General features: G+C 68.4%; 23 protein-coding genes, 1 pseudogene and 1 riboswitch. Of the genes and pseudogenes, 10 read left to right on the forward strand and 14 right to left on the reverse strand.

From position 1 onward, the window contains the following. Positions 1-6: 6 nt before the first annotated feature. A complete protein-coding gene (locus tag OQ968_RS17605) occupies positions 7-852 on the forward strand; it encodes a bifunctional methylenetetrahydrofolate dehydrogenase/methenyltetrahydrofolate cyclohydrolase (RefSeq protein WP_324680144.1) in 846 nt (281 codons plus the stop codon). After that, entirely contained in the window at positions 849-1130 is a 282-nt protein-coding gene (locus tag OQ968_RS17610; RefSeq protein ID WP_324680146.1) for a DUF3017 domain-containing protein, read from the forward strand. Before OQ968_RS17605 ends, OQ968_RS17610 begins: the two co-directional genes overlap by 4 nt. Here OQ968_RS17610 and OQ968_RS17615 read toward each other — a convergent pair. From OQ968_RS17615 to OQ968_RS17635, 5 genes are all read right to left on the reverse strand, one after another. After that, positions 1127-1591, reverse strand: coding sequence for a DUF732 domain-containing protein (locus tag OQ968_RS17615; RefSeq protein ID WP_324680148.1), 465 nt, complete (start codon positions 1589-1591; stop codon positions 1127-1129). The genes OQ968_RS17610 and OQ968_RS17615 overlap by 4 nt on opposite strands. Before the next feature lie 146 nt (positions 1592-1737). After that, on the reverse strand, positions 1738-2466 hold the full coding sequence (locus OQ968_RS17620) for a class I SAM-dependent methyltransferase (RefSeq protein ID WP_324680223.1): 729 nt from the start codon (positions 2464-2466) through the stop codon (positions 1738-1740). Between the two features lie 14 nt (positions 2467-2480). Further along, entirely contained in the window at positions 2481-3620 is a 1140-nt protein-coding gene (metX, locus tag OQ968_RS17625; RefSeq protein ID WP_324680225.1) for a homoserine O-acetyltransferase MetX, read from the reverse strand. A gap of 47 nt (positions 3621-3667) precedes the next feature. Next, positions 3668-4798 (reverse strand): homoserine O-acetyltransferase MetX, encoded by a 1131-nt coding sequence (gene metX / locus OQ968_RS17630; RefSeq protein ID WP_324680150.1) that lies wholly within the window; start codon positions 4796-4798, stop codon positions 3668-3670. An 11-nt stretch (positions 4799-4809) separates the two neighbouring features. After that, the gene (locus OQ968_RS17635; RefSeq protein WP_324680152.1) at positions 4810-6183 is read right to left on the reverse strand and encodes a bifunctional o-acetylhomoserine/o-acetylserine sulfhydrylase; all 1374 of its coding nucleotides are present in this window, start codon (positions 6181-6183) and stop codon (positions 4810-4812) included. A 181-nt stretch (positions 6184-6364) separates the two neighbouring features. Then, a riboswitch (SAM riboswitch) is annotated at positions 6365-6483 on the reverse strand. A 178-nt stretch (positions 6484-6661) separates the two neighbouring features. Here OQ968_RS17635 and OQ968_RS17640 point away from each other — a divergent pair. Together OQ968_RS17640 and OQ968_RS17645 are read left to right on the forward strand one after the other, a co-directional pair. Then, positions 6662-8899 (forward strand): NADP-dependent isocitrate dehydrogenase, encoded by a 2238-nt coding sequence (locus tag OQ968_RS17640; RefSeq protein ID WP_324680154.1) that lies wholly within the window; start codon positions 6662-6664, stop codon positions 8897-8899. Between the two features lie 47 nt (positions 8900-8946). Next, the gene (locus tag OQ968_RS17645; protein ID WP_324680156.1) at positions 8947-10176 is read left to right on the forward strand and encodes an NADP-dependent isocitrate dehydrogenase; all 1230 of its coding nucleotides are present in this window, start codon (positions 8947-8949) and stop codon (positions 10174-10176) included. Here OQ968_RS17645 and OQ968_RS17650 read toward each other — a convergent pair. Next, positions 10173-11018, reverse strand: coding sequence for an alpha/beta hydrolase (locus tag OQ968_RS17650; RefSeq protein WP_324680158.1), 846 nt, complete (start codon positions 11016-11018; stop codon positions 10173-10175). The two genes, OQ968_RS17645 and OQ968_RS17650, sit on opposite strands and share 4 nt — an antisense overlap. 87 nt (positions 11019-11105) lie before the next feature. Between OQ968_RS17650 and trpS the strand changes: the two genes are divergently transcribed. Together trpS and yhjD are read left to right on the forward strand one after the other, a co-directional pair. Then, entirely contained in the window at positions 11106-12137 is a 1032-nt protein-coding gene (gene trpS, locus OQ968_RS17655; protein WP_324680160.1) for a tryptophan--tRNA ligase, read from the forward strand. 11 nt (positions 12138-12148) lie between these two features. Then, positions 12149-13180, forward strand: coding sequence for an inner membrane protein YhjD (gene yhjD / locus OQ968_RS17660; RefSeq protein WP_324680162.1), 1032 nt, complete (start codon positions 12149-12151; stop codon positions 13178-13180). Here yhjD and OQ968_RS17665 read toward each other — a convergent pair. The 4 genes from OQ968_RS17665 to OQ968_RS17680 are packed head-to-tail and all read right to left on the reverse strand — an operon-like array spanning position 13177 to position 17250. Further along, positions 13177-13491 (reverse strand): multidrug efflux SMR transporter, encoded by a 315-nt coding sequence (locus tag OQ968_RS17665; protein ID WP_324680164.1) that lies wholly within the window; start codon positions 13489-13491, stop codon positions 13177-13179. The genes yhjD and OQ968_RS17665 overlap by 4 nt on opposite strands. After that, positions 13473-14636, reverse strand: a complete 1164-nt coding sequence (nagA, locus tag OQ968_RS17670; RefSeq protein ID WP_324680166.1) for an N-acetylglucosamine-6-phosphate deacetylase — start codon at positions 14634-14636, stop codon at positions 13473-13475. The genes OQ968_RS17665 and nagA overlap by 19 nt, the downstream gene beginning before the upstream one ends. Beyond that, on the reverse strand, positions 14627-15997 hold the full coding sequence (locus OQ968_RS17675; RefSeq protein WP_324680168.1) for a sugar porter family MFS transporter: 1371 nt from the start codon (positions 15995-15997) through the stop codon (positions 14627-14629). Before OQ968_RS17675 ends, nagA begins: the two co-directional genes overlap by 10 nt. Continuing rightward, complete coding sequence (locus OQ968_RS17680; RefSeq protein WP_324680170.1) at positions 15994-17250, reverse strand: D-alanyl-D-alanine carboxypeptidase family protein; 1257 nt, start codon at positions 17248-17250, stop codon at positions 15994-15996. The genes OQ968_RS17675 and OQ968_RS17680 overlap by 4 nt, the downstream gene beginning before the upstream one ends. Positions 17251-17445: 195 nt before the next feature. Here OQ968_RS17680 and OQ968_RS17685 point away from each other — a divergent pair, with 195 nt between their 5' ends. After that, a complete protein-coding gene (locus OQ968_RS17685; protein ID WP_324680226.1) occupies positions 17446-17682 on the forward strand; it encodes a hypothetical protein in 237 nt (78 codons plus the stop codon). A 67-nt stretch (positions 17683-17749) separates the two neighbouring features. On the opposite strand, the gene OQ968_RS17690 is transcribed toward OQ968_RS17685, so the two are convergent. Next, positions 17750-19114: an aspartate aminotransferase family protein gene (locus tag OQ968_RS17690; RefSeq protein ID WP_324680228.1), complete on the reverse strand. Its 1365-nt coding sequence runs from the start codon at positions 19112-19114 to the stop codon at positions 17750-17752. On the opposite strand from OQ968_RS17690, the gene OQ968_RS17695 reads away from it, so the two are divergent. Then, positions 19115-20023 (forward strand): sigma-70 family RNA polymerase sigma factor, encoded by a 909-nt coding sequence (locus tag OQ968_RS17695; protein ID WP_324680172.1) that lies wholly within the window; start codon positions 19115-19117, stop codon positions 20021-20023. Positions 20024-20026: 3 nt separating this feature from the next. After that, positions 20027-20515 carry a PPOX class F420-dependent oxidoreductase gene (locus OQ968_RS17700; RefSeq protein ID WP_324680174.1) on the forward strand — a complete coding sequence of 163 codons (489 nt, stop codon included), beginning with the start codon at positions 20027-20029 and terminating at the stop codon, positions 20513-20515. Here the strand turns inward: OQ968_RS17700 and OQ968_RS17705 are convergent. Continuing rightward, positions 20516-21145: pseudogene (locus OQ968_RS17705) on the reverse strand (carboxymuconolactone decarboxylase family protein); the annotation flags it as partial. A 214-nt stretch (positions 21146-21359) separates the two neighbouring features. On the opposite strand from OQ968_RS17705, the gene OQ968_RS17710 reads away from it, so the two are divergent. Next, positions 21360-22436, forward strand: coding sequence for a GGDEF domain-containing protein (locus tag OQ968_RS17710; RefSeq protein WP_324680176.1), 1077 nt, complete (start codon positions 21360-21362; stop codon positions 22434-22436). Positions 22437-22516: 80 nt separating this feature from the next. Here OQ968_RS17710 and OQ968_RS17715 read toward each other — a convergent pair whose 3' ends face one another. Continuing rightward, positions 22517-23308, reverse strand: coding sequence for a succinate dehydrogenase iron-sulfur subunit (locus OQ968_RS17715; RefSeq protein WP_324680178.1), 792 nt, complete (start codon positions 23306-23308; stop codon positions 22517-22519). Then, positions 23308-25062, reverse strand: coding sequence for a succinate dehydrogenase flavoprotein subunit (gene sdhA, locus OQ968_RS17720; RefSeq protein WP_324680181.1), 1755 nt, complete (start codon positions 25060-25062; stop codon positions 23308-23310). The genes OQ968_RS17715 and sdhA overlap by 1 nt, the downstream gene beginning before the upstream one ends. Between the last annotated feature and the right edge of the window lie 18 nt (positions 25063-25080).

The raw sequence follows: 25080 nt of genomic DNA on the forward strand, positions 1-25080 counted from the left end.
TCAGGCGTGGGCGCAATCACGCTGGACGGCAAGGCCACCCGTGACGAGATCTTCGTCGACCTGAAGCGACGCGTCGCCGCGCTGACCGCCGCCGGCCGCACGCCCGGGCTGGGCACCATCCTGGTCGGCGACGACCCCGGCTCGCAGGCCTACGTGCGTGGCAAGCACGCCGACTGCGCCAAGGTCGGCATCAACTCGATCCGCCGCGACCTGCCCGCCGACATCAGCCCCGCCGTGCTCGACGAGACCATCGACGAGCTGAACGCCAACCCCGACTGCACCGGTTACATCGTGCAACTGCCGCTGCCCAAGCACCTCGACGAGAACGCGGCGCTGCAGCGGGTCGACCCGGCCAAGGACGCCGACGGGCTACATCCGACCAACCTGGGCCGGCTGGTGCTCATGGACCCGGCCCCGCTGCCGTGCACGCCGCGCGGCATCGTGCACCTGCTGCGGCGCTACGGCGTCGAGATCGCCGGGGCGCACGTCGTCGTCATCGGCCGCGGTGTGACGGTCGGCCGGCCGCTGGGCCTGTTGCTCACCAGGCGCTCCGAGAACGCCACGGTGACGTTGTGCCACACCGGAACTCGCGACCTGCCCGAGCTGACCAGGCAGGTCGACATCATCGTCGCGGCCGTCGGCGTGCCGCACCTGCTGACCGCCGACATGGTCCGCCCGGGCGCCGCCGTCGTCGACGTCGGCGTCAGCCGCACCGAGGACGGACTGGTCGGCGACGTGCATCCCGACGTGTGGGACGTCGCCGGTTACGTGTCCCCGAACCCCGGCGGGGTCGGCCCGCTGACCCGGGCGTTCCTGCTGACCAACGTCGTCGAGCTGGCCGAGCGGCGATGACCGCCCGGTCCGTCGTGCGGGCGCAGTGGCCGATCGTGTCGGTCGGGCTGATCTTCGCCGCGGCCTTCGTGCTGGTGGCGGCGAACTTCTGGCGCCGCGGCTCGTTGCTGATCGGCATCGGCGTCGGCGTGGCGGCGGTGCTGCGATTGCTGTTGTCCGAAGACCGCGCCGGCCTCTTGGTGGTGCGCAGCAAGGGCACCGACTTCGTCACGACCGCGATGGTCGGGGCGGCGATGATCTACATCGCGTCGACCATCGACCCGTTGGGGACGCGTTAGACGCCGGGCATGCCCGGCATACCCGGCATCCCGCCTTGCATCCCCGGCATCCCCGGCATGCCCGGCACCTGCGGCACACCGGATAGGTTGCCGCTGGCCACATTTGCCATCTCCGCCGGGCAGTACGTCTGTATGGCGATGGTGGTGAACATCTGGGCCATCGCCGGCGACAGCCCGGCGCCCCGAACGCGTTGCACGGCCGCGGCCATGCTCCCGCCGGGCTGGGCGATCATCGGGCAGACGGACTCGCCCATGGCCATCGCGTTGCCCGGTTGGCCGAACTCGACGCCGGCGTGGTTCAGCGCGTCGATGAAGTTGTCGTCGTTCGGATCCGCCTCGGCCGGGGCCGCGAACGCCGCCGCCACCGTGAGCAGGCAGGCGGCCGCCGCCAGCAGGCGAATGGTCAGCGGCTGATAGCGAAACGGCCAGATCCAGTCCTGCGTTCGTGCCAGAGCCTTCAAAACAGCTTCCCCATCTGTTCCGGAGTGCACTCACAGCACTCGAATCACTCTAGGAACATTGATCTATCGGGGTCACATTTACGACACGTGGGGATAAAGGTTTGCACACTATGCGTTTCGTGACCGCGATGCGCCCGAGATATCGGCTATTGCAGCCTCGCGCGGATGCACACGGTGACGTAGGGCATGGCCAGACCGTTGGAGTTGGCCAGCGCCGGATGGGTGGCCAGCAGCTCGCGCACCCGGTCGAGCGTCCTGGTGCGAACCTCGGTCGGCGAGGTGATGCAGTAGCTACGGGACGCCACCAGGTCGATCAACGCTTGCGGGGTAAGGTAATTCGTCCATTCCACCTGATGGCGCTGCGACTCGGCGAACGGCGCGGGCAGCGCTACGTCGAAGCGCCGCTCGCCGTCGCTGCCGATGATCTCGCCGAGTTCGCGCACCCAGCCCAGCCTTTCGTCGCGGGTGTTCCACACCAGGCCCAACCGGCCGCCGGGCCGCAGCACCCGCGCCACCTCCGGAACCGCCCGTTCGGGATCCACCCAGTGCCACGCCTGGGCGACCAGCACCGCGTCAACGCTGTTGTCCTCCAACGGAATATCTTCGGCGGTGCCCAGCACCGCGCGAGTCTCCGGCAGCGACGTGTGCAGCACCTCCAGCATGTCGGGAATCGGGTCGACGGCCACCACGTCCAGGCCGCGCTCCACCAGCCGGGTGGTCAGCTTGCCGGTGCCCGCACCCAGGTCGAGCACCCGTCGCGCGTCGCGCGGCAACAACCAGTCGATCGCCTCGGGCGGGTAGGAGGGACGGCCACGCTCGTAGGCGGCGGCCGCGGAGCCGAACGACAGCGAGCGGTCGTGCCTCGAGCGGCTCACGTCGGACACCAAAGTCACGCGCCTTCCTTCTCGGCCAGTTCCTTCTCGGCCAAATCGAGGGTCTTGCGGATCAGGTCGTTGACCGCCTCGACTTCCACCAGGAAGGAATCGTGCCCGTAGGCGGACTCGATCACGTGCAGGCCGGTGCAGCCCGGCAGCAGCTCGGCCAGTTCCTCCTGCAGGCGCAGCGGGTACAGCCGGTCGGAGGTGAAGCCGCCGACCACCACCGGCACCGGACACCCGGTCAGCGCCTTTTGCACCCCGCCGCGGCCACGGCCCACATCGTGGGCGCTACATGATCCGCTCAGCGCGACGAAGGTTCCGGCGTCGAAGCGGTTCACCAGCTTGTCGCCCTGGTATTCGAGGTAGCTCTGCACCGCGTAGCGGCCGCCGCTCAGCGGGTCCTCGTCGCCCTGGCCGTCGTTGGCGAACCGGGTGTCGAGCTCGACCTCGCCGCGGTAGGTCAGCTGCGCGAAGCGACGGGCGAGGGACATCCCGGCATCCGGCTTGCGCCCGGTGCCGTAGTAGTCGCCGCCCTGCCAGTCGGGGTCGGCCTTGATGGTTGCGATCTGGGTTTCCAGGTGACCGATGAGGTCGGCGGTGCTGCGCGCGCTCATCGCCAACAACAGTCCGGCCCGGACTCGGTCCGGGTAGCTGACGATCCATTCCAAAGCCCTCAGGCCGCCCATGGATCCGCCGACGACGGCGGCAACTCGTTCGATGCCCAGTGCGTCCAGCGCCGCGACATCCGCCTCGACCTGATCCCGCACCGTGATGCGCGGAAACCGTGAGCCCCACGGTTTTCCGTCCGGGGCAAGCGAACTCGGCCCGGTGGAGCCGCGGCAACCGCCCAGCACATTGGTGGCCACGGCGCACCAGCGGTTGGTGTCGATCGGCGCGCCCGGCCCGGCCACGCCGTCCCACCAGCCGGGGGTGGGATGCTCGGGCCCGGCGGGCCCGGTGATGTGCGAGTCGCCGGTGAGCGCGTGCAGCACCACCACCACGTTGTCGCGCGCCGGCGACAGCTCACCCCAGCGCTGCACGGCGATACGGACGTCGTCGATCACCGCGCCGTTCTCCAGGGTCAGCGAGCCGATGTCGACCAGCCCGATCTCGCCCTCCGGGGGGAGCGTCTGGGCAGCGTCGGAAACCATCTTCTCGGAGTTCATCGCAACGCCCCCCTGCCTGCGGCTCACCATTGTCACGCGCCTTCGTTCCCGGCCAATTCGAGAGTCTTGCGGATCATGTCGCCGACCGCGTCGAATTCCAGCAGGAAGCCGTCGTGCCCATAGATGGACTCGACCACCTGCAGGCCGGTGCAGCCCGGCAGCAGCTCGGCCAGCTCCTCCTGCAACGTCAGTGGGTACAGCCGGTCGGAGGTGAAGCCGCCGACCACGACCGGCACCGGGCACCCGCGCAGCGCGTTGCGCACCCCGCCCCGGCCGCGGCCGACGTCGTGGCTGTTCAGCGCCTCGGTCAGCGCCACGTAGCTGCCGGCGTCGAAGCGGTTCACCAGCTTGTCGCCCTGGTGTTCCAGGTAGCTCTGCACCGCGAATCGGCCGCCGTTGAGCGGGTCCTCGTCGCCCTGGCCGTCGTTGCCGAAGCGGGTGTCGAGCTCGACCTCGCCCCGGTAGGTCAGGTGCGCGAACCGGCGGGCGATCGCCAGCCCGGCATCCGGTGCCCGCCCGCTGTCGTGGTAGTCGCCGCCCTGCCAGTTCGGGTCGGCCTTGATGGCGGCGATCTGAGTGCTCTGGGTTCCGATCTGGTTGGCGGTGGCGCGCGCACCGACGGCCAGCAGCAGCCCGGCCCGGACGAGGTCCGGGTGGCTGACGATCCACTCCAAAGCCCTTGCGCCGCCCATGGATCCGCCGACGACGGCGGCGACCCGTTCGATGCCCAGCGCGGCCAGCGCGGCGACGTCCGCCTCGACCTGATCCCGCAACGAAATCTGCGGAAACCTCGAGCCCCACGGCTTTCCGTCGCGCGCAAGCGAACTCGGCCCGGTAGAGCCGTGGCAGCTGCCCAGCACGTTGGTGGCCACGGCGCACCAGCGGTTGGTGTCGATCGGGGCGCCCGGCCCGGCCACCCCGTCCCACCAGCCCGGCGTGGGATGCCCGGGTCCGGCGGGGCCGGTGATGTGCGAGTCGCCGGTGAGCGCGTGCAGCACCACCACCACGTTGTCACGCGTCGGCGACAGCTCGCCCCAGCGCTGCACCGCGATGCAGACGTCGTCGATCACCGCGCCGCTTTCCAGCCGCAGCGAGCCCATGTGGACCAGGCCGATCTCGCCCTCGGCGGGCAGCGTCTGCGTCGGAATTTCGGAGATCGTCATGTCCGGATTCCTCAGAACGCCGCCACGGACTGCGGGTCGCCGCTGGCCTGAGCCGACCCCGCCGCCGCACCGAACTTGCGGGCCGCGGCGAAGCCGAGCTCCAGGTCGGCGAGGATGTCGTCGATGCCCTCGAGGCCGACGGCCAGCCGCACCAGCCCCGGGCTGACGCCGGTGGTCAGCTGCTCGGCGGGGCTCAGCTGGGCGTGGGTCGTCGACGCCGGGTGAATCACCAGGGAACGCACGTCACCGATGTTGGCGACGTGGCTGTGCAGCTTCAGCGCGTTGACGAACGCCTGGCCGGCCTCGATGCCGCCCGCCAGTTCGAACGCCAGCACGGCCCCGGTTCCCTTGGGCGCGAGCTTCTTTGCGCGCTCATGCCATGGCGAACCGGGCAGCCCTGCGTAGTTGACCGACAGCACGCCCTCGTGCGAGGCCAGGAACTCGGCGACCCGTTGCGCGTTGGCGACGTGGCGTTCCACGCGCAGGCTCAGCGTCTCCAGGCCCAGGGCGACCAGGAACGCGTTGAACGGCGACGCCGCCGACCCGTAGTCGCGCAGCAACTGCACGCGCGCCTTGATGGCGTATGCCGGCGGTCCCAGCTCGGCGTACACCACGCCGTGGTAGCTGGGATCGGGTGTGGTGAACCCGGGGAAGCGGCCCTGCGTCCAGTCGAACGTGCCGCCGTCGACGATGACGCCGGCGATCGCCGCGCCGTGCCCGCCCAGATATTTGGTGGCCGAGTGCACGACGATGTCGGCGCCCTGGGTCAGCGGCTGGATCAGGTACGGGGTGGCGATGGTGTTGTCGACGATCAGCGGTACGCCGTTGGCGTGGGCGACCCCGGCGACCCCCGGGGTGTCGAGCACGTCGATCTGCGGGTTGGAGATGGTTTCGCCAAAGAACGCCTTGGTGTTCGGCCGCACCGCGGCCTGCCAGGAGTCCAGGTCGTCGGGGTCCTCGACGAAGCTGACATCGATGCCCAGCTTCGCCAGCGAATAGTGGAACAGGTTATAGGTGCCCCCGTAGAGCCGCGGGCTGGTGACGATGTGATCCCCGGCGCCCGCCAGGTTCAATATGGCGAACGTCTCGGCGGCCTGCCCCGAACTCAGGAACAGCGCGGCCGCGCCGCCCTCGAGCGCCGCGATGCGCTGCTCGACGACGTCGGTGGTCGGGTTGCCGATCCGGGTGTAGATGTTGCCCGGAACCTCGAGCCCGAACAGCGCCGCGGCATGCGCGGTGTCGTCGAAGGTGTACGACGTCGTCTGGTAGATCGGCAGGGCCCGCGCGTTGTTCGGTGAGTCCGGGTGCTGGCCGGCGTGGATCTGCTTTGTCTCGAACGACCAATGCGCGGTCGGATCGGTCTCGGTGTTGCTGTCGTCGCTCATGACGGGCTTTCTGTCGGGAGTGGGTGAATCGGGTATCGGGAGTGCTCGCGGCCAAGCGGGACGCCACGAGCGATGGCGTCGGCCGGGCGGCCGTCGGCTAGCACCGACACACGATGGAGCGCGAATGGGCTTGAAGAATGCGCATCACGTATCCCCGTCTAGTCAGGGGCCCGTCATGGCGGACCCGCGCTTGCCGGATAGCCGGTTGGGCTACTCAACCCGGTCATCACCCGGGGCACCCCACCGCGGTTGGAGGGTTGCCGGCCAGCAAGCCGGGGCTTGTCGCTGGCACTCATGACCAATTACGAAGATTAGCTTATCGCGCCGACTCGGCGCCAACGGGGCGATCCGACGGCCATGGCCACCGGGGTTCACCGCCCTGACCTGCAGGTCGATGCCCGGTCAAACGCCCTTGATAGCGTGGCAACAACCACAACGCTGAGCCTCATCATGTGACAACCACGCCGGGAGATGGACCGTGTGCGCCGAACAGCCGACCGTCGTCTACACGCTGACCGACGAAGCGCCGCTGCTGGCGACCTACGCGTTCCTGCCGATCGTGCGCGCCTTCGCCGAGCCGGCGGGCATCAAGATCGAGACCAGTGACATCTCCCTGGCCGCTCGGATCCTCGCCGAGTTCCCCGACCACCTGACCGACGAGCAGCGGGTTGAAGACAACTTGGCGAAATTGGGCGCGCTGACGAAGCTGCCCGACACCAACATCATCAAGCTGCCGAACATCAGCGCCTCGGTGCCCCAATTGATCGCCGCGGTCAAGGAGCTGCAAGGCAAGGGATTCAAGATTCCGGACTTTCCGCAGAGCCCGAAGACCGATGAAGAGAAGGAAATTCGCGACCGGTATGCCAAGTGCCTTGGCAGCGCGGTCAATCCGGTACTGCGACAAGGCAACTCGGACCGACGCGCGCCGAAGGCCGTCAAGGAGTACGCGCGCAAGCACCCCCACAGCATGGGGGAGTGGTCGCCGGCCTCGCGCACTCACGTCGCGACCATGCGGCACGGCGACTTCTACCACGGCGAGAAGTCGATGACGCTGGACCGCGCGCGCGACGTGAAGATGGTGCTGGAGACCAAGGGCGGGAAGACAATCGAGCTCAGGCCCAGGGTGGAGCTGCGCGAAGGCGACATCATCGACAGCATGTTCATGAGCAAGAAGGCCCTCGTCGAGTTCTACGAGGAGCAGATGCAGGACGCCTACGAGACCGGCGTGATGTTCTCGCTCCACGTCAAGGCGACGATGATGAAGGTCTCCCATCCCATCGTTTTCGGCCACGCGGTGAAGGTCTTCTACAAGGAGGCATTCGCCAAGCACCAGGCGCTCTTCGACGAGCTCGGCGTCAACGTCAACAACGGATTGGTCGACCTCTACAACAAGATCGAGTCACTGCCCGCATCGCTGCACGAGGAGATCATCCGCGACCTGCACGCCTGCCACGAACACCGCCCCGAGCTGGCGATGGTCGATTCCGCCAAGGGCATCACCAACTTCCATTCACCCAGCGACGTGATCGTGGACGCGTCGATGCCGGCGATGATCCGCGCCGGCGGCAAGATGTGGGGGGCCGACGGCCGGCAGAAGGACACCAAGGCCGTCAATCCCGAATCGACTTTCTCCCGCATCTACCAAGAGATCATCAACTTCTGTAAGACCCACGGGGCGTTCGACCCGACGACGATGGGCACGGTCCCCAACGTCGGGCTGATGGCGCAGGAGGCCGAGGAGTACGGGTCGCACGACCAGACGTTCGAGATCGCCGAAGACGGCGTCGCCAACATCGTCGACCTCGACACCGGCGAAGTCCTGCTGACCCAGAACGTGGAAGCCGGCGACATCTGGCGCATGCCCATCGTCCGCGACGAGCCGATCCGCGACTGGGTCAAGCTGGCCGTCACCCGGGCCCGCAATTCGGGGATGACGGCGGTGTTCTGGCTGGACACCGAACGCCCGCACGAGGTCGAGCTGCGCAAGAAGGTCAAGCAATACCTCAAGGAGCACGACACCGAGGGCCTACAGATCCAGATCATGCCGCAGGTGTGGGCCATGCGGTACACGCTGGAGCGCGCGATGCGCGGCCAGGACACCATCGCCGTCACCGGAAACATCCTGCGCGACTACCTGACCGACCTGTTCCCGATCCTGGAGCTGGGCACCAGCGCCAAGATGCTGTCCATCGTGCCGTTGATGTCCGGCGGCGGAATGTACGAGACCGGCGCGGGCGGTTCGGCGCCCAAGCACGTCCACCAGCTCGTCGAGGAAAATCATCTGCGCTGGGATTCCCTTGGTGAATTCCTTGCCCTGGGAGCGTGTTTCGAAGACATCGGGATCAAGACCGGCAACGAGCGCGCCAAGATTCTGGGCAAGACGCTGGACGCGGCGATCGGGAAGCTGTTGGAGAACAACAAGAGTCCGTCGCGCAAGACCGGCGAACTCGACAACCGCGGCAGCCAGTTCTACCTCGCGCTGTACTGGGCCGAGAAACTCGCCGCGCAAACCGACGACAAAGAGTTGCGCGAGCACTTCGCCGCGCTGGCCGAGTCGTTGAGCCGCAACGAGGACGCTATCGTGGCCGAACTTGCCGAGGCGCAGGGCGAGGCGGTCGACATCGGCGGTTACTACCGGCCGGACCATGAGAAGACGACCGCGGTGATGCGGCCGAGCAAGACGTTCAACGAAGCCCTGGCAGCTTCGCAAGGCTGACGCGACGGCCCGCGGGTCGAAGCGGGCGCCCCTTGTAGTCTGAGCCCATGTCCGGTGGAAGCAAGATCAAGGTCAAAGGTCCGGTAGTGGAGCTCGACGGCGACGAGATGACGCGCGTCATCTGGAAGCTGATCAAGGACATGCTGATCCTGCCCCACCTCGACATCAACCTCGACTATTACGACCTGGGCATCGAGCATCGTGACCGCACCGACGACCAGGTGACGATCGACGCGGCCTACGCCATCAAGAGGCACGGCGTGGGCGTCAAGTGCGCGACCATCACCCCCGACGAGGCCCGCGTGCAGGAGTTCAACCTGAAGAAGATGTGGCTGTCGCCCAACGGGACGATCCGAAACATCTTGGGCGGCACCATTTTCCGCGAGCCGATCGTGATCTCCAATGTCCCGCGGCTGGTTCCGGGCTGGACCAAGCCAATCGTCATCGGCCGTCACGCTTTCGGCGACCAGTACCGGGCGACGAACTTCAAGGTCGACCAGCCGGGCACCGTCACGCTGACCTTCACCCCCGCCGACGGCAGCGAGCCGATGGTGCACGAGGTGGTGTCCATCCCCGAAGAGGGTGGCGTCGTGATGGGCATGTACAACTTCAAGGAATCCATCCGGGATTTCGCCCGCGCGTCCTTCGCGTACGGCCTGAACGCCAAGTGGCCGGTGTACCTGTCGACCAAGAACACCATCCTCAAGGCCTACGACGGCATGTTCAAAGACGAGTTCCAGCGCGTCTACGACGAGGAGTTCAAGGACAAGTTCGAGGCCGAGGGGCTGACCTACGAACACCGGCTGATCGACGACATGGTCGCCGCGTGCCTCAAGTGGGAGGGCGGCTACGTGTGGGCGTGCAAGAACTACGACGGCGACGTCCAGTCGGACACCGTCGCGCAGGGCTACGGCTCGCTGGGGCTGATGACGTCGGTGCTGATGACGGCCGACGGCAAGACGGTCGAGGCCGAAGCCGCGCATGGCACCGTCACCAGGCATTTCCGCCAGTACCAGGCCGGCAAGCCGACCTCGACCAACCCGATCGCCTCGATCTTCGCGTGGACGCGCGGGCTGCAGCATCGCGGCAAGCTGGACAACACGTCCGAGGTGATCGAGTTCGCCCAGACGCTCGAGGACGTCGTCATCGGCACGGTCGAGGGCGGCAAGATGACCAAGGACCTCGCCATCCTCGTCGGTCCCGAGCAGGACTGGCAGAACAGCGAGGAGTTCCTCAACTCGATCGCCGAGAACCTCGAGAAGGCGCTGGCCGGTTAGCTCGCCGGCGGGTTGTCCACCGCCCGCAGCGGCGGGGTGCACTCCTGGATGAAGCCGTCGATCAGCTCGGCGACGCGGTCCGGCGCCTCGAACATCGGGATGTGGCCCACGCCGTCGAGCACGGTGAGCTTGTGGTTCCTCGGCAGCAACTCGGTGAAATGCCGGCTGAACCTGCGGGGCGGGACCACCCGGTCCTTCTCGCAGAGCACCAGATGAGACGGCACCGCCGTGTGTTCCAGCTCCACCAGCCCGGGCAGCCACAGCGCCTTGATCAGCAGCTGGTAGTAGGCGGGGCAGTGCGTGACGTCGTCGACGATGGCCGACAGCTGCCGCTCGCTGACCCCGTCGGGCCGGGCGCTCACCGGCACGCTGCCCAACTGGCGGCTGAACGGCAGCCGCAATATCCGCTGGCCCAGCAGACAGGTCAGCAACCAGATCGGCAGCCCCGAGACGAACTTGGCGATCACCTCGAATTTCACCGGGCTCCAGCGCGTCCATCCGCCCGCCGGCGCGATTCCGGTGACGGTGCGCGCCCGCCCGCGCCGCTCCAGTTCGAAGGCGACCCAGCCGCCGAGCGAGTTACCGACGATGTGGGCGGTGTCCCAGCCCAGCTCGTCCATCTGGCGCTCGACGTGATCGGCCAGCACGGCCGACGACATCAGCCAGCTGCTTGCGCGCGGCCCGCCGTTGTGGCCGGCCATCGTGGGGGCGAACACCTCGTAGCGGCCGGTGTCGGCCAACCGCTGGGCGACGACCTCCCACACCGTCTGGGACATCAGGAACGGATGCAGCAGCAGGACCGGTTCTCCGGAGCCGAGGTGGATCGGCGGGCGGTGGCGCATAGTGCCGACATTAAAGGTGATACCGGCGGTACCGCAAGCAAGGGCCGGTGCCTTCGAATCGGCCCTGCGTGAAAGGATCGGGACATCATGAGCACCGCCACCGGACGCAGCCGGATCTTCTCCGGCGTGCAGCCCACGTCAGACTCGCTGCACCTCGGCAACGCCCTGGGCGCCATCACCCAGTGGGTCGCGCTGCAGGACGACCACCCGGACGAATACGAGGCGTTCTTCTGCGTCGTCGACCTGCACGCCATCACGGTCCCTCAGGATCCCGACGCGCTGCGGCGCCGGACGCTGGTGACCGCCGCCCAGTACCTGGCGCTGGGCATCGACCCGGAGCGCAGCACCGTCTTCGTGCAGAGCCAGGTGCCCGCCCACACCCAGCTGGCGTGGGTGCTGGGCTGCTTCACCGGCTTCGGGCAGGCGTCGCGGATGACGCAGTTCAAGGACAAGTCGGTGCGCCAGGGCAGCGACTCCACCACCGTCGGCCTGTTCACCTACCCGGTGCTGCAGGCCGCCGACGTGCTGGCCTACGACACCGACCTGGTGCCCGTCGGCGAGGACCAGCGGCAGCACCTCGAGCTGGCGCGTGACGTCGCGCAGCGCTTCAACGCCCGCTTCCCGGACACTTTCGTGGTTCCCGGCCTGCTGATCCCCAAGATGACCGCCAAGATCTACGACCTGCAGGACCCGACGTCGAAGATGAGCAAGTCGGCGGCCACCGACGCCGGGTTGATCAACCTGCTCGACGATCCGGCCTTGTCCGCCAAAAAGATTCGCTCGGCCGTGACCGACAGCGAGCGCGAGATCCGGTTCGACACCGAGGCGAAGGCGGGCGTGTCGAACCTGCTGAGCATCCAGTCGGCGGTCACCGGGGCCGACATCGACAAGCTCGTCGACGGCTACGCCGGGCGCGGCTACGGCGACCTGAAGAAGGACACCGCCGAGGCCGTCGTCGAGTTCGTCAGGCCGATCAAGGCCCGGGTCGACGAATTGATGGCCGACCGCACCGAATTGGAGGCGGTGCTGGCGACCGGCGCGGAGCGCGCCCAGGATGTGGCCGGGAAAACGGTGCAGCGGGTTTACGATCGGCTGGGGTTCCTTCCGCACCGGAGGTAGCAGGATTCACCATGACCGAGCCGGCCGAGCCTGGGTTCCTGGATCGGCTGCGGGCCCGGTTCGGCTGGTTCGACCACGTGATGCGCGCCTACGGGCGCTTCGACGACCGCAACGGCAGCTTCTTCGCGGCGGGCCTGTCCTATTACACGATCTTCGCGTTATTTCCCTTGCTGATGGTCACTTTCGCGATCGCGGGGTACACGCTGTCGCGGCGGCACCAGCTGTTGAGCACGATTCAGGGCCGCATCCATGCCTCCGTGCCCGGGGCGCTGGGCCAGCAGCTGGTCGACTTGATGAACTCGGCCATCGACGCGCGGGCGTCGGTCGGTGTCATCGGCCTGGCGACCGCGGCGTGGGCCGGGCTGGGCTGGATATCGCATCTGCGGCAGGCGCTGACCGAGATGTGGTGGGAGCAGCGCATCGACTCGCCGGGTTTCCTGCGCAACAAGCTGTCCGATCTGCTGGCGATGCTGGGCACCTTCCTGGTGCTGATGGGCACCGTCGCGTTGAGCGCGCTGGCCCACTCCGGGCCGATGTCGGCGGTCCTGAGGTGGCTTGGGATACCCGAGTTTTCGGTGTTCGACCTGATCTTCAGGATCGTTTCGCTGGTGGTGTCGTGGTTGATCTCCTGGCTGTTGTTCACCTGGATGATCGCCCGGCTGCCGCGTGAAAAGGTGAGCCTGGTCGCCTCGATGCGGGCCGGGCTGATCGCGGCGATCGGTTTCGAGCTCTTCAAACAGGTGGGGTCGATCTACCTGCAGGCGGTGGTGCGCAGCCCGGCCGGGGCCGTGTTCGGTCCGGTGCTGGGCCTGATGGTGTTCGCCTACATCACCGGCTATCTGGTGCTGTTCTCGGCCGCGTGGGCCGCCACCGCCTCGACCGACCCGCGCGCCCGGGCCGTCGAGCCGCCGGCGCCCGCGGTCATCGCGCCGCGGGTGCAGTTGCACGAGGGGCCCAGTCCCCGTCAGACGCTGACCGCGGTGGCCGCGGGAGCCGTTGGCGCGCTGGCCCTTTCCCGGTTTACCCGGTTCATCCGCCGTTAGCCGACGACCTTCAGGCCCGCGATGCAGGCCACGATCCCGGCGATCAGCACCAGCTTGATCAACGATGCCGGTTCGTCGCCGGTCAGCGTCGCGTACGCCACGGTGAGCACGGCGCCGACGCCGACCCAGACCGCATAGCTGGTGCCGACCGGCAGGGTGCGCATCGCGATCGCCAGCCCGATCATCGAAAGCGCCAGCGCGACACCGAAGACCAGCGACGGGCCGAGCCGCGAGAAGCCGTCGGACTTGCTCAGGGCGGTCGCCCACACCGCCTCCAGGCACCCCGACGCGATCAGGACGAGCCAGGCCATTTACGCTCCTCATCCCGCCAACCGCCGCGCACCATCACGGCCCTGGCCCGCAAATCCCGGTCCAGCACAACGAGATTGGCCTCGTAGCCCTCCCGCAGACTGCCCACCCGCTTCAGGCCCAGGGCCCGCGCCGGTGTCGCGGAGGTCATCCGCGCCGCGTCGGCCAGCGCCGCGTCGGGGTCGCGATCGCCGGCGACGGCGTTCACCGCGCGGAACAGCCGATCCATGGTGGCGGTGCTGCCGGCGATCGTCGAGGTTCCGCGCACCCGCGCCACACCGGAGACCACCTCGATCGGCACCGAGCCGAGTCGAAACGCGCCGCCGTCGCAGCCGGCCGCCGCGACGGCGTCGGTGATCACCGCGACCCGGTCCGGCCCGGCCGCGCGGATCACCGCGCGCACCATCGCGGGGTGCACGTGCACGCCGTCGGCGATGAGCTCGAGGGTCACCCGCGGGTCCTGTAGCAGCGCGAGCGCGGGCCCGGGCTCGCGGTGGTGCAGCGGCGGCATCGCATTGAACAGGTGCGTGCCGACCGTGGCGCCCAGGGCGATTGCGTGTCGGGTCTGCTCGTAGGTCGCGTCCGTATGTCCCACGGCGACAACGACTCCCGCGTCCACGAAGCGTCGGATCGCGTCGTCGCTGCCGGGCCGCTCGGGCGCCAGCGTGACCATCCGGATGGTCCCGGCACCCGCGGCGAGCACGGCGTCGATCTCGTCGGGGTCGGGGTCGCGCATCTGGGCGGGGTCGTGCGCCCCGCACCGGGCCGCGCTCAGCCACGGCCCCTCCAGGTGGATGCCCGCGACGGTGCCCCGCCGCGTCGCGTCGGCCAGCGCGCGCACGCCGTCGAGCAGTTCCGCGGGAGGGGCGGTGACCAGGCTGGCCAGCGTCGTGGTGGTGCCGTGCGCCTGGTGGAACGCGGCGGTCTCGGCGATTTCCCCGGCCCGCAGGTACGAGCCGCCGCCGCCACCGTGCACGTGCATGTCGACAAAGCCCGGCACCACAACGCAATCCGGGAAATCGTCGTCGGCCCGCCGCGGCGGTGCACCCGCTCCGCACGCGACGATCGGCGCGTCGGAGGTCTCCACCCATCCGGGCCGGCAGACCCGCCCGTCGAGGACGACCGTGCCCGCGGCGATCAATCCCATCGGCCGCCGTTTTCCCAGAAGTGGCTTATCTCCTCGAGCTGGCGTCCCTTGGTCTCCGGGGCCAACCGGTAGACGAAGCCGAACGCGGCCACGGCCAGAACGGCGAACACCGCGAAAGTCCCTGCGCCGCCGAGCGAATGCAGCATCGTCAGGAAGACGGCGGCGACGATCGCGTTGGCGACCAGGTTGGACGTCAGCATCGCGCTCGACCCGATGGACCGTAGCCGGGACGGAAAGCTTTCGCTGGCGTACACCCAGCCCAGGGAGCCGAAGCCCATGGTGTAGCCGACGATGAACAGCAATATGCCGGCGAACCCGACCACCAGTCCCGCGCCGCCGAGCTGGCCGCGGGCGAACACGGCCATCAGGACGACGTCGGCGGCGACCATCATCGCGATGCCGCACAACAGGATCGGGCGCCGGCCCAGCCGGTCGACGAGCAGCAGCGAGGTGCACACGGCCGCCAGGCCGGCGACCTGAACCAGCGCCGGCAACCCCAGCAGCGCGAAATTTCCGGTGAAGCCCATGGCTTCGAATATCCGGGGGCTGTAGTAGATGATCGCGTTGATGCCGGTGATCTGGGTCAGGAAGCCGAGCGTGACCACGAAGGCGCTGGCCCGCAGGTACGGCCGTCGAAGCATCTCGGCCAGCATCTCGGAGAAACCGGCGCTGCCCTCGCTCAGGGCGCGGGCGATCTCGACCAGCTCCTCGTCGGCGCGCGCGTCCGGCTCGATGCGCAGCAATACCCGGCGGGCGTCGTCGACCCGGCCCTTCAGCATGTACCACCGGGCGGTGTCGGGCAGCCGAATCAACAAGGGCAGCAACAGCATTGCGGGCACGGCTGCCAGCCCCAGCATCCACCGCCAGCTGTGGGTGCCGGCCAGCAGGTAACCGGTCAGATAGCCGACGATCAGCGCGCCGACGATAGCCAGTTGATAGGCCGTCAGTAGCGAGCCGCGCACCGCGGCCGGGGCCGATTCCGCCACGTACACCGGGACGACCACCACCGCCACGCCGATGCTCAGGCCCAGCAGGAGTCGCGCCGCCAACAGCATCGGCAGCGAGACCGAGAGCGCGCCCAGCAGCGCGAACAGCGCGTAGCTGACGGCGATCAGCACGATCGCCTTCTTGCGCCCGATCGCATTGGCGAGCACGCCGGCGCCGAGCGCCCCGGCGATCTGGCCGATCACCACCATCGTCGTCAGCAGTTCTTGCTGCCGAGTCGTGAGCCCGAAGTCCTCGGTGACGAACAGCTGCACCCCGGCGATGATCGACAGGTCGTAGCCGTAGACGATGCCGACGCTGGCGGCGGTCAGCCCGACCAGCAGGCCCCGCCGCGAGACGGCGGGCCGCGTCGTCATCGGTGCTGCGGTCGGCGGTTCATCGAGCGAGCGACCATGATCAAACTAAACACGACGATCGTTCCGATCACGGCGACGCCCACCCGCACCGGCAGCGCGTCGGCCGACGGCAGGATCCCGCCGGCCTGGGCGCCGTTGCCCTGCCGGTCCGCCGCGGCGTCGGGCCTGGTGGCGATCAGCGAGGGGTCGGGCTCGACCAGGTTGCCGACCTGGGTGCCGGTCGGGGTGGAAAACCCGTAGTCCAGCAGGTGCGCCGCCTGCTCCCACGGGGCGATCGGCTGCCGGGTCCCGTGCAGCAGCACCGCCATCAGCCGTCGCCCGTTGTGGTTGGCCGCGCCGACGAACGTCTGGCCGGCGTCGTCGGTGTAGCCCGTCTTGCCGCCCAGCGCGCCGGGGTACTGGTAGAGCAGCTGGTTGTCGTTCTCCAGCTCGTAGCCGGGGTGGTCGCCGTGGCCGGGGAAGTCGAACGTCCGGGTGGCGACGATGTCGGCGAAGGTGGGGTTCTGCCAGGCGTACCGGTAGAACAGCCCGATGTCGTAGGCCGACGTGCTCATGCCGGGACCGTCCAGTCCCGACGGCGTGGCCACCCGGGTGTCCCGGCCGCCGAGCTTGGCGGCGAGCACGTTGATCTTCTCCAGCGCCTGCTGCATCCCGCCCAGCTGCATGGCCAGCGCGTGCGCCGCGTCGTTGCCGGAGTGCATCAGCAGCCCATGCAGCAACTGGTTGACGGTGTACGTGCCGCCGTCGTCCACGCCGACCTTGGTGCCCTCGGCCGACGCGTCCTCGGGCGTTCCGACGACGGACTTGTTGAGCGGCAGCGCGTTCAGGGACGCCATCGCCACCAGCACCTTGATGACGCTGGCCGGCCGGTGACGGCCGTGCGGGTCCTTCGCGGCGATCACGGCGCCGCTGTCCAGGTCGGCCACCAGCCAGGCGTCGGCGGAGACGTCGCCCGGCAGCGGCGGGGTGTCGGGCGCGGCGACGATGCCGCAGCCGCCCAGCGCGTCGCCGCCGACCGGCTTGGGGGGCACCGCCAGCGGGACCGGCGCGTCACCGGCCTGGGGGACCTCCGACGAGTCCACCGCCGGCGGGGTCGTCACCTTGTACGGGCAAGCGGCGGGGCCGGCATTGGGCCCGGGGGCGGGCTCGGCGTTGGCGGGCGGCGTGATCGGCGCGGCGAGCGGCGCGGCGATCGGCGCGGCGGCCATGAAAACCGCCGCTGCCAGGCATGACGCGGAACGTGACAGGCTCATTGTTTGAGCAGACTAGGCGATCGGCGGCCCAATTCCGCGAAGCCGCGCTGTGACTGATGGGACGGATGTTACAAAACCCGCCCCGGCGCGCGCGGACGGCGCCGAACCACTACGCTGACCTCTATTCCGAAAGATCGGTTGTGGTCGAGGTGGTTGGGCCCCCGGGATGGCGCTGGTGAATCCGGCCCCCGGCCGCTGAGTCGACTGCTGAAGCAGGTCGAGAAGGGGACCCAGGTGCGCAGCTCCGGGTCCGACCAGGTGCTGGAGGAGCTGAAGCAGCATCGCGATGCCGCAACCGACCCCGACCTGCGGTCCGCGCTCGCCTGGCTGTGTAACGCGCAGACGCGGATGGTGAGCAGCCCGACGGCGGCGCATTCCCGGGAGGTGCTGCTGGCCGCCTACGAGGTCAACCGGATCCTCGCCGTCGGCTAACCTCCCGCGAGACTGCAACTACCGACGGGGCCACTCGGGCGATGTGTCGCCAGTTGCAGTTTCGCGGTCAAAGCCGACGGGACTCCTCGCTTAGCACGCCGCGCAGGGCGGCCTCGATGGTGTCGAACTCCGCCTGACCGCTGATCAGCGGCGGCGCCAGCTGGATGACGGAGTCGCCGCGATCGTCTGTGCGGCAATACAATCCGGCCTCGAACAGCGCCGCCGACACCCGGCCCAGCAGCGCCCGGCGCTCCTCGTCGCTGAAGGTCTGCTTGGTCGCCTGGTCCTTAACCAGCTCGACGCCGTAGAAGTATCCCTCGCCGCGAACGTCGCCGACGATCGGCAGGTCGTACAACTTCTCCAGCGTGGCGCGGAAGGCCGGTGCGTTTTGCTTGACACGGTCGTTGAGGCCCTCGCGCTCGAAGATGTCGAGGTTGGCCAGCGCCACGGCGGCCGAAACCGGGTGCCCGCCAAAGGTGTAGCCATGCGGGAACATCGTCGCGCCGTCGTCGAACGGCTCGAACAGCCGGTCGCCGGCGATCATCGCGCCGATCGGCGAGTAGCCCGACGTCATCCCCTTGGCGCAGGTGATCATGTCGGGCACGTAGCCGAAGTCGTCACAGGCGAACATCGACCCGATCCGGCCGAACGCGCAGATCACCTCGTCGGAGACCAGCAGCACGTCGTAGGAGTCGCAGATCTCGCGGACCCGTTCGAAGTAGCCCGGCGGGGGCGGGATGGAGCCGCCGGCGTTCTGCACCGGTTCCAGGAACACCGCCGCGACGGTCTGGGGCCCCTCGAACTCGATGGCCTCGGCGATCCGGTCGGCGGCCCACTGCCCGAAGGCCTTCACGTCCGTGTGGAACGGTTCCGGCGCGCGGTAGAAGTTGGTGTTGGGCACCCGGAAACCGCCCGGCGTCACCGGCTCGAACGGCGCCTTGTACGACGGCAGCCCGGTGATCGCCAGCGCGCCCTGCGTGGTGCCGTGGTAGGCGACCGAGCGCGAAATCACCTTGTGCTTACCGGGTTTGCCGGTCAGCTTGAAGTACTGCTTGGCCACCTTCCACGCGGTCTCGACGGCCTCGGTGCCGCCGGTGGTGAAGAACACCCGGTTCAACTCGCCCGGCGCGTAGCGCGCGAGGCGCTCGGCGAGCTCGATGGCGGGCGGGGTGGCATATCCCCACAGCGGGAAGAACGCCAGGGTGCCGGCCTGCCGGGCCGCGACCTCGGCGAGCTCGGCGCGGCCGTGGCCGACCTGCACGGTGAACAGGCCGGACAGCGCGTCCAGGTAGCTCCTGCCGCGGTCGTCGAAGATGGTGACGCCGTCGCCGCGCACGATGACCGGCGGCGTGAAGTCCGGGCCGTGCCGGGTGAAGTGCAGCCAGAGATTGCGAGTCATGTTGTCGGTGAGCGTAACGCTAGGCTCGCTGATATGACCGCAGCGCAGCAGGTCAGTGAGTTCGAAGAGTTGCGGCCGCATCTCATGGCGGTCGCCTACCGGCTGACCGGCACCGTCGCCGATGCCGAGGACATCGTGCAGGAGGCGTGGCTGCGCTGGCACGGGCGGGACGATGCGATCGTCGACCTGCGGGCCTGGCTGACCACCGTGGTGAGCCGGCTCGGCCTGGACAAGCTGCGGTCGGCGGCGCACCGTCGCGAGACCTACACCGGCAACTGGCTGCCCGAGCCGGTGGTCACCGGCCTCGATCGGGCCGACCCGCTGTCCGCGGTGGTGGCCGCCGAGGACGCGCGGTTCGCGGCGATGGTGGTGCTGGAGCGGCTCACCCCCGACCAGCGGGTCGCGTTCGTGCTGCACGACGGGTTCGCGGTGCCGTTCGCGGAGGTGGCCGAGGTGCTGGGTACCAACGAGGCCGCCGCCCGGCAGCTGGCGTCGCGGGCCCGCAAGGCGGTCGCCGCCGAGCCGCCCCCGGAACCCGACCCGTCACACGCCGAGGCGGTCGGGAAGCTGATGGCCGCCATGGCCGCCGGCGACGTGGAGACCGTGGTTGCGCTGCTGCATCCCGACGTGATCTTCACCGGCGATTCGAATGGCAAGGCGCCCACGGCCGTTCAGGTCATCCACGGGCCGGACAAGGTGGTGCGGTTCATGCTCGGCCTGGCCCGCCGCTACGGCCCGGAGTTCTTCACGGCCTACGAGCTGGGGCTGGTCAACGGCGAGCTGGGCATCTACACGGCGGGCTTCCCCGCAAGCGACGGCTACCGGGAGATGTGCCCGCGGGTGATGGCGATGACGGTGCGCGACGGAAAGGTCTGCGCCCTATGGGATATCGCCAATCCCGACAAGTTCACCGGCTCCCCCCTGCGGCGTGGGCGGCCCTGAGTCATGGCGGGCAGGGTCGCCGAGGCGATGGGCAAACTGATGTTCCGGGGCATGGACAAGCTGCGCCACCGCAGCGCCTTCGACGCTCTGACTCCGCAAGGCAACGACTTCGCCGGTTTCGAAAACACGCGGCAGATCTTGTTGGTGACGTTCAAGCGTTCCGGCGAGGCGATGCCGAGCCCGATCAATCACGGTGTCGCCGACGGGAAGATCTATGTGCGAACCGATCCGTCCACCGGAAAGGTCAAGCGAATCAAGAACAATCAGCGCGTCGTGGTGGTGCCCTGCAGCCTCCGCGGCAAGCCCAAAGGGCAGGCGGTTGCCGGGACGGCCCGAATCCTGCCCGAGTCCGAACATGCGCACGCGGACAAGGTGATCGCGGGCAATTGGAGCCTGCCGATGAGGCTATTCGAGCGCAGTCTGGACAAGGGCAGCGCGGCGTTCGGTATGCCGACCGCCTACATCGAGATCACCCCGGCGCAAGAGCGTTAGTCAGCTCAGGACCTGCGTTTCGTCGGCCCACGGAACACGGCAGGCGTCACCGGAATTGAAGCCCTGCTCGGTGATGCCCAGGGCGGTGTTCACCCGCGCCCGCATGTTCTCCAGACCGACCTGATAGGTGAGCTCGAACACCCCGGCATCACCGAAACGGGCCCGCAGGTCGGCGACCTGCTCGTCGGTGACGGTGTGCGGGTCGGTCGTCATCGCGTCGGCGTAGGCGATGGCGGCGCGCTCGTCGTCGCTGAATGCCGGTGAGGTGGCGTAATTGTCGATGTCCTTGAGCCGCTCCATGTCCAGGCCGTCGAGGCGCTGCAGCATGGACCCGAAGTCGACGCACCACGAGCAGCCGATCTGGCGCGCGGTCCAGTACACGGCAAGCTCGCGCACGCTGGCCGGAAGCGTCTTGGACGCCCGGTCGACCATCGTCTCGTGCACGGCGCCGGCGATCAGCAGCTTGCGGTGATGCGCGGACACGGCGAATGGTTCGGGGACCTGGCCGTAGCGCCGCTTGGCGACCCGGTACATGACGCGGGTCAGCAGGCCGGCGCGGTTGGGGGGCAGGGGCTCGATGCGGGTTTTCTGTGTCATATCCCTCAGACGAGACGGGCACGCAAAGTGTGACGCGCCCCCACCCCTCTCCGCGAGCGTGCGTGTCTGTACGGCGCCACGCCGTAAATGGCGTACAACTGCGCACGCTCGCGGCGCGTAGCGCGGTCAGCGCGATGGGTGACTTCGATGGCTTCTGCCTCGTGGGCCGCGGGAGCGCCGTAGCATGCGGCTAGCCTTTCGACGTCGATGAGCGTCGATGAGCGGTGGTGGCGATTGGGAGTCAACGATGACCGCGCTGTTTAGCCGGCGGGCCGATCAGTACGACTGGCTCTCCGGCTACCTCGCGTCGCGGGGCATCAGCGGCGCCACCCGGGCCGTGATGGCGTTGATCTCGGCGTCGATGGTGTTGTGCCTGCTCGCGCTGCTGGGCGGCTCCGACGGTCCGCGCGGGGCGGTGCCGGTGGCGATGACGTGGGCGGCCGTCGCCGGCGGGGTGGCGGGCGTCGCGCTGTGGGCGTGGCGCTGGCCGACGCGCGGGCAGTCAATCGCATTCGCCATCACCTGCAACACCGCCGTCGCCTTGGCATGCCTGGCACACCCGAACCCGCTCGCCGCGCTGATCGGCTGCATTGCCTTCGCGACCTTCGGCGCCTACATGGCGTTCTTTCACACCACGGGATTCGTGCTGTACAACTTCGCGGTCGCCGCCGCGGTCGGATCCTGGGAGGCGTTGTCGCTGGCGAGGTCCGGACACCCCAGCCTCGCCGGGGTGGATCTGTGGCTGGTAATCGAGGTCAACATCGCGCTGCCGCTGGCCATTCGCATTCTGATGCGCGCCTTGACGGGAGACCTGCTGCAAGCCGACCGGGATCCGTTGACGGGCCTGCTGAACCGGCGCACCTTTCAGCACGAGGCGTTGGGGATGGTGTTGGCCCGCCGGGGCATCGACTCCCACCTGGTGGTCATGCTGATCGACCTCGACCACTTCAAAGCGATCAACGACCGCCTCGGTCACGCCGCGGGGGACCGCGCACTGGTTCAGGTCGCTCAGGCGCTGTTGTCCGCGTCGGACGACCAGGCGGTGGTGGCGCGCAGCGGCGGCGAGGAATTCCTGCTGGCCGGCACCTCCAAGACGTGCAACGCCGAGTCGTTGGCCGCGCAGATGTGTCGCGCCATCGCGGCGTCGGCGGCGGGGGTGACCGCCAGCATCGGCACGGCCTGCGCCCATCTCGAAGACACCGCGTCCGAACCGCAATCGCTGCTGGGGGAGTTGATCACCGCCGCCGATGCCGCGATGTATGAGGCAAAACGGTTGGGGGGCAACCAAAGCAGCCATCACGAGCTGTGTGACCCGCGCAGATGAGCGCGCCCAAAGTGTGGCGAGCAGACGCAAAAGCCCCCATTTCGTGCCGATATGAGGGGCTTTTGCGTCTGCTCGCCGAACTAACGCGAGAACATGATCGCGCGCTTGACCTCCTGGATGGCTTTGGTCACCTCGATCCCGCGCGGGCAGGATTCGGTGCAGTTGAACGTGGTCCGGCATCGCCACACGCCGTCGACCTCGTTGAGGATGTCGAGGCGCTCCGCGGCGGCCTCGTCGCGGCTGTCGAAGATGAAGCGGTGCGCGTTGACGATCGCGGCGGGACCGTAGTAGCTGCCCTCGTGCCAGAACACCGGGCAGCTGGTGGTGCACGCCGCGCACAGGATGCACTTGGTGGTGTCGTCGTAGCGGGCGCGATCGGCCGGGCTCTGGATTCTTTCGCGCGTCGGCGGGTTGCCGGTGGTGATCAGGTATGGCTTCACCGCGCGGTAGGCCTCGAAGAACGGCTCCATGTCGACGACGAGGTCCTTCTCCACCGGCAGCCCGCGGATCGGTTCGACCGTGACGGTCAGCGACTTGGCCCGCTTCTTGGGCAGCAGGTCGCGCATCAGCACCTTGCACGCCAGCCGGTTCACGCCGTTGATGCGCATCGCGTCCGACCCGCACACCCCGTGCGCGCAGGAACGCCGGAACGTCAGCGTGCCGTCGAGGTAGCTCTTGATGTAGATGAGCAGGTTGAGCACCCGGTCGCTGGGCAGGCAGGGTACCCGAAAGCTCTGCCAGCCACCGGAATCGGCGTACGTGTCCGGGTTTTCGGGGTTGAACCGGGCGATCTTGACGGTCACCATCACCGCGCCCTCCGGGACGGGCGGCAGGGGCGGCGCGGAAGTGTCGACGTCTGGTTCAAGAGCCATCAGTACTTCCGTTCCTTGGGTTGGTAGCGGGTCTGTACGACGGGCTTGAAGTCCAGCGCGATGTCGGACAGCAGATCGGTGCCCTGCTTGTAGGCCATGGTGTGGCGCATGTAGTTGACGTCGTCGCGGTCCGGATAGTCTTCGCGGGCGTGCCCGCCGCGGGACTCCTTGCGATTCAGGGCGCCGACCACCGTGACCTCGGCCAGCTCCAGCAGAAAGCCCAGCTCGATGGCTTCCAGCAGGTCGCTATTGAAGCGTTTTCCCTTGTCGTGCACGGAGATTCGGGAGTAGCGCTCCTTGCACGCGTGGATGTCGGTCAGCGCCTGCTTCAGCGTGTCCTCGGTGCGGAATACCGCGGCGTTGTTGTCCATCGTCTGCTGCAGCGCACCCCGGATGTCGGCGACGCGCTCGTTGCCGTTCTCGGAGAGGATGTCGGCAACCCAGCCCACCACCATCGCAGCCGGCTCCGGCGGCATGTCGACGAAGTCGTGACCCCGCGCATACGAGGCCGCGGCGATGCCGGCGCGGCGGCCGAAGACGTTGATGTCCAGCAGCGAGTTGGTGCCCAGCCGGTTGGCGCCGTGCACCGACACGCACGCGCACTCGCCGGCCGCGTACAGGCCCGGGACGACGGAAGTGTTGTCCCGCAACACTTGTCCGGTTACGGTGGTCGGGATGCCGCCCATCAGGTAGTGGCACGTCGGGTAGACGGGCACCAGTTCGTGCACCGGGTCCACACCCAGGTAGGTGCGGGCGAACTCGGTGATGTCGGGCAGCTTGGCCTCGAGCACGTCCTCGCCGAGATGGCGGACGTCGATATAGACGTAGTCCTTGTTCGGTCCCGCTCCGCGGCCCTCCAGAACCTCCAAAACCATCGAGCGGGCGACGATGTCGCGCGGCGCCAGGTCGACGATCGTCGGGGCGTAGCGCTCCATGAACCGTTCGCCGTCGGCGTTCAGCAGCCGGCCGCCCTCGCCGCGGACGGCCTCGGAGATCAGGATGCCCAGCCCGGCCAGCCCCGTCGGATGGAACTGGTGAAACTCCATGTCCTCCAACGGAAGTCCCTTGCGGAACACGATGCCGATGCCGTCGCCGGTCAGCGTGTGCGCGTTGGAGGTGGTCTTGTACATGCGGCCCGCACCGCCGGTCGCGATCACGACGGCCTTGGCGTGGAAGACATGAACATCGCCCGTCGCCAACTCGTAGGCGACCACCCCGGTGGCCACCGGTCCGCTCGGCGTCTGCGTCAAAACCAGGTCCAGCGCGTAGAACTCGTTGAAGAACTCCACGTCGTGCTTGATGCAGTTCTGGTAGAGCGTCTGCAGGATCATGTGGCCGGTGCGGTCGGCGGCGTAGCAGGCCCGGCGCACCGGGGCCTTGCCGTGGTCGCGGGTGTGCCCGCCGAAGCGGCGCTGGTCGATGCGGCCCTCGGGGGTGCGGTTGAACGGCATCCCCATCTTCTCCAGGTCGAGCACCGCGTCGATGGCTTCCTTGCACATGATCTCCACGGCGTCCTGGTCGGCGAGGTAGTCGCCGCCCTTGACGGTGTCGAAGGTGTGCCATTCCCAGTTGTCGTCCTCGACGTTGGCCAGCGCGGCGCACATGCCGCCCTGGGCTGCGCCGGTGTGGCTACGGGTGGGGTACAGCTTGGTCAGCACCGCGGTGCGCACGCGGGGACCGGCCTCGACGGCCGCGCGCATGCCCGCGCCGCCCGCGCCGACGATCACCACGTCGTATCGGTGTTGGTGCAGCAACCGGGTCGCCTCCCTCGA

The organism is Mycobacterium sp. 663a-19 (genome assembly GCF_035616495.1).
In the GTDB taxonomy this organism is placed as follows: Bacteria; Actinomycetota; Actinomycetes; order Mycobacteriales; family Mycobacteriaceae; genus Mycobacterium.

Bases quoted from the DNA above. Each gene is read 5' to 3' on its own strand.
- OQ968_RS17610 (WP_324680146.1), top strand. From the start codon at position 849: ATGACCGCCCGGTCCGTCGTGCGGGCGCAGTGGCCGATCGTGTCGGTC.
- metX (WP_324680225.1), bottom strand. From the start codon at position 3,620: ATGGTTTCCGACGCTGCCCAGACGCTCCCCCCGGAGGGCGAGATCGGG.
- metX (WP_324680150.1), bottom strand. From the start codon at position 4,798: ATGACGATCTCCGAAATTCCGACGCAGACGCTGCCCGCCGAGGGCGAG.
- OQ968_RS17635 (WP_324680152.1), bottom strand. From the start codon at position 6,183: ATGAGCGACGACAGCAACACCGAGACCGATCCGACCGCGCATTGGTCG.
- OQ968_RS17645 (WP_324680156.1), top strand. From the start codon at position 8,947: ATGTCCGGTGGAAGCAAGATCAAGGTCAAAGGTCCGGTAGTGGAGCTC.
- OQ968_RS17650 (WP_324680158.1), bottom strand. From the start codon at position 11,018: ATGCGCCACCGCCCGCCGATCCACCTCGGCTCCGGAGAACCGGTCCTG.
- trpS (WP_324680160.1), top strand. From the start codon at position 11,106: ATGAGCACCGCCACCGGACGCAGCCGGATCTTCTCCGGCGTGCAGCCC.
- yhjD (WP_324680162.1), top strand. From the start codon at position 12,149: ATGACCGAGCCGGCCGAGCCTGGGTTCCTGGATCGGCTGCGGGCCCGG.
- OQ968_RS17665 (WP_324680164.1), bottom strand. From the start codon at position 13,491: ATGGCCTGGCTCGTCCTGATCGCGTCGGGGTGCCTGGAGGCGGTGTGG.
- nagA (WP_324680166.1), bottom strand. From the start codon at position 14,636: ATGGGATTGATCGCCGCGGGCACGGTCGTCCTCGACGGGCGGGTCTGC.
- OQ968_RS17675 (WP_324680168.1), bottom strand. From the start codon at position 15,997: ATGACGACGCGGCCCGCCGTCTCGCGGCGGGGCCTGCTGGTCGGGCTG.
- OQ968_RS17680 (WP_324680170.1), bottom strand. From the start codon at position 17,250: ATGAGCCTGTCACGTTCCGCGTCATGCCTGGCAGCGGCGGTTTTCATG.
- OQ968_RS17695 (WP_324680172.1), top strand. From the start codon at position 19,115: ATGACCGCAGCGCAGCAGGTCAGTGAGTTCGAAGAGTTGCGGCCGCAT.
- OQ968_RS17700 (WP_324680174.1), top strand. From the start codon at position 20,027: ATGGCGGGCAGGGTCGCCGAGGCGATGGGCAAACTGATGTTCCGGGGC.
- OQ968_RS17710 (WP_324680176.1), top strand. From the start codon at position 21,360: ATGACCGCGCTGTTTAGCCGGCGGGCCGATCAGTACGACTGGCTCTCC.
- OQ968_RS17715 (WP_324680178.1), bottom strand. From the start codon at position 23,308: ATGGCTCTTGAACCAGACGTCGACACTTCCGCGCCGCCCCTGCCGCCC.